This window comes from Jatrophihabitans lederbergiae (assembly GCF_031845305.1).
GTDB classification, from domain to species: Bacteria; Actinomycetota; Actinomycetes; order Mycobacteriales; family Jatrophihabitantaceae; genus Jatrophihabitans_A; species Jatrophihabitans_A lederbergiae.
This window is the reverse complement of the sequence record NZ_JAVREH010000116.1, coordinates 1-3,797: the sequence shown is the minus strand read 5'-3', so window position 1 is coordinate 3,797 and position 3,797 is coordinate 1. Positions and strand designations below refer to the sequence as shown.

Below are 3,797 nucleotides of genomic sequence, written 5' to 3'. Positions count from 1 at the left end.
CCGCCGCCGGCACTCCGCCTGCGGCTACCGCAGCCCGATCACCTACGAGAACACCACCACCGCGGCTACGCTACGACCGGCCGCATAACAATCAAATCGCGTGTCCACTTTTCGGGGCGAAGGCCCTTCTTCAACTCGGGTTTCGCTGCCGGGCGGTCGCGATCTCGGTAGGCCCACGATGCGCTGGTAGATGCCCCACGTCGCCTCGACTTCGACGTGCCGCTCGTCGGCGAACACCGCCTGCAGTCGTGCGTGCTGGCGGTCGGTAAGCAGGTCGGCGCCGGTGCGCAGCACGCGGCGGATGCCCTAGATCGGGTCACCCTTGCGACCGCGGTGTCCGCATGTCTGTTGCTGCACACGTTGGCGGCATCGGTCCAGCGCATCGCCGGCCAACGCGACGACGTGGAAGGGGTCCAGCACCGCCACCGCCTCGGGCAGCTCCTCAGCGGTGGCGGTCTTGAACCCGGTGAACCCGTCCATCACGACCACCTCAATGCTGTCCCGGAAGATCGGGCTCTGCGAGTCGAGCCAGGTCTTGAACACCTGCTTGGAACGGCCTTCGACCATGTCCAGCAACCTGGCCGGGCCGACGCCGTCACGCACCGGCGTCAGGTCGATGATCACGGTGACGAACTTGTCCCCGCGACGGGTGTGACGCCAACAGTGCTCGTCGACACCGATCACCCGAACACCGTCCAAACGGGCCGGGTCGTTGATCAGCAGGGTCCTGCCGGCGGCCAGCACCGCGTCGTTGACGGTGTGCCAGGAGACGCCGAGGCTGGCGGCGACCCGAGCGATCGACAGACGATCGATCACCACCGACTTCAACACCCACAACACCGCGTGCCGCGATAGCTTCGACCGCGGCGCGGCCGCGCTCGTGTCCTGCCGCCAGACATGACCGCAGCCGCTGCACCGGTAGCGGCGCACCCGCAGCTGCAAGATCGTCGGCCGCCAACCCAACGGGACATGCGCCAGCTCGCGCTGCACGGTGTCGCGAGGCGCGCCCCGCACCCCGCACTCATGGCACCAGTCATCAGGCTCGAGAACCCGGCAGGCCAGCACCGCATGGTCGTCATGAACCTGCTGGCCGGTCACCGACAGGCCGAGGCGATCGAGCCGGCAGAAGCTATCGAGATCAGGGGTCGAGAAAGTAGCGTTGAGCACGTCGAGGTCTTCCGGACGGGTTGTGTGAGAACTTCCATCATCGGAAGACCTCGACCCTCACCCCGCGACCGACGCGCCGACAGCTACACCCTCCTCCGCGAAGAGATTCCCTAACGGTTGTCAAGGGTTCCGGTGATTACGGGTGTGAGCAGGGGTGATCGCCGCGGGTGCGGTGCACGGCACGTCGTGGTGTTTGGCGGTCGGCTTCCCTCGCCGTGGGAGGGTGCGCCAGCGTTCGTCACCGTCAACGTCGTTCGTCCTCGGCGGCCCGTCACGGACGTCCGCCTGCGGGCGCTCCACGTTGACAGCTCCTCAGCGCCGGCGCGTAGGGCGGCGATCGAGGGAAGCCAGGGAGTGCTCGGAACTCAGCTCATCGGGTGAGCTTGGCTCGGTGGGTGGCGGCGCTGCGGGCCCTGGCGCGTTGGCGGACGTCAGCGGGGACGGTGAACCGTTCGGCGATCAACGCTTTTGCGGCGCGGCTCGTGATCGGCTGACCGTCGGGGTCGCGTAGCTGGTAGCTCTGCCCACGGGTGATGACGGTCCAGACGCGTTCGACGAGCTTGCGGGCGACCGCAACGTTGGCCTTGGTATGGCAGTGGCCGCGTTCGGTCATCAGCCGGTAGTAGAGCGCGGCCAGTTGCGGATCGATGGCACGTGCGGTGTTCGCAGCCTGATAGCAGGCCAGCCGCAGCACCGCTGGGCCTTCCTTGGTGATCGCCCGGGACGGTTGCACGACCGTGCCGGACGACCAGTTCGACGGCACGATGCCGGCATAGCAGGCTGCCTGCTTGCCGGTGTCGAACATGCTGCCGTCACCGAGGAACGCGCGGATCGTCGGGCCGGTCGCCGGCCCGATACCGGGCACGGAGTGCAGCAGCTCGTCATCGCCGAACAGCTGCTCCCAGTAGGCGTTGGCTTGCGTTGTCGCGCGAGCCACCCGCTCAAGGGCGGCGTGGTAGTCGCTGAGGTGCTCGCTCACATCCCAGGCCAGCGCGTCGAGGTCGAGTCGGCCGTCCCAGAACCGTGCCCATGCCGTGGCCGCGGCGCGGATCTGGTCCACGCGTGCCGGCACGTCGGCCACTGCCCGGGTGTGCTCGGCGACCACCGCGGTCAAGGACGCGCGCCGCGCCGCGCCGAGGTGGGCCAGGTGCGGCCAGCGACCCAACCCCGCGACTGCTGTCGGCAGCGAGCCACCGAAGGCGCTCCACACGTCTGGAAACGCCCAACGGGCCAGCGACATCAACCGACGCCAGTACCGGTTGCCGTCGATCACGGCAGCGCCGCGGCGCGTGACCGCACGCCGTAACGCCAGCTGTGGCGGTGTCATCACCGGCATCGGCCGCAACGTGAACACGTCCCCGGCGCGGGCCAGAACATCAGCATCGATCACGTCGGACTTGTTCTTGCCGACAATCGCGCCGCGCAGCCGCGCCGAGTGCCGCGAACCGAGCAGCGCCAACCCCGACAATGTCGGGGCCACCAAGAACCGCTGCGTGTGCTCATGGCCGGCGCTGTCCAGCGAACGCACGCACACGTGATGATTCGCCGTGACGGCGGCGTCGATGCCGACCTGGACCCGCACCGGCGGCGCGCCGAGCGGCGCGTCACCAACTTCCTTCGCTCGCTTATCGTTGTTCTGCACGAGGGCTCCTCTCGCCCGAAGCGATGAGCCTGCCGCGAGATCGCCCGTTCAGCCTTGTCGCGCCAGGCCCGTTGACGGCGGGAGAGCCCCTCGCGCCACGACCTCCCATCGCCACTTCGACGCGAACCACCGGCAGTCTCCCGACCACTCCCGACACCGCGCAGCGGCAACTACCTACGCCGCCCCTGCTTGTGGGTGATCCGGTGCCTACCCGACCCGATGAGCCTCGCGTGGCGAAGCCGCGAGCCGGCCACCAATTCCCTCAACCGGGCCTGCTCGAAAGACGAGCCCCGGCAGACGATCTCTTTCACGGACCCGAAGTCCACCCGGAATCCGTCCAGCCGGGACCCCTCCCGAGATCACCGTAGGTGACCACCACCCGAAGCGGGAGGCACTCAAGAGATACAAGCCCGATTTTCATTCAGGCAGCCCTGTTGCGGCTGCCCGTCTAAGCCTGTATGGTCTAATTACCCCATTGCGGTTTGTGCCGGACAGATCAGCTTGCGGTGAACTCGCGCGTGAGGCACAGATTTGCGCACCATTCGCGGTGTGTCCTGCTCAGGTGTGCTCAGGAATCATGACTGCACTGCGTTGGCAGCAGTAGCTGCTTCTGTCTGCGTTAGCAGACAGCTTCCGGCACGCGACAACAGGGAAGGATGCACGTTCATCCTCTCTCTTATCAAGCACGTCCTGGCAGTAATTCGCGAAGTGGTCAGGTCCAAGGCACCCCGACAACATCGGAGAAGCAGAGTGAAAGTTTCATTGTTAGGGCCAATGATCACCGATGGGCCAGGCAGCTTTGCTGCGCCCAGCGCCGCGAAGCCCAGGCAAATGCTCGCACTGCTTGCCTTGAACGCGCCTTCGGGCCTTCGCCCCGAAAAGTGGACACGCGATTTGATTGTTATGCGGCCGGTCGTAGCGTAGCCGCGGTGGTGGTGTTCTCGTAGGTGATCGGGCTGCGGTAGCCGCAGGCGGAGTGCCGGCGGCG

1 protein-coding gene and 1 pseudogene are annotated in these 3,797 nt (G+C 66.9%); both read right to left on the bottom strand.

All coding sequences use genetic code 11. The annotated features are described in order from the left end of the window. Positions 1–128 precede the first annotated feature (128 nt). Positions 129–1,167, bottom strand: a pseudogene (locus RM423_RS24210) (ISL3 family transposase); the annotation flags it as partial. 370 nt (positions 1,168–1,537) lie between these two features. After that, complete coding sequence (locus tag RM423_RS24205; RefSeq protein WP_311425601.1) at positions 1,538–2,809, bottom strand: transposase; 1,272 nt, start codon at positions 2,807–2,809, stop codon at positions 1,538–1,540. Between the last annotated feature and the right edge of the window lie 988 nt (positions 2,810–3,797).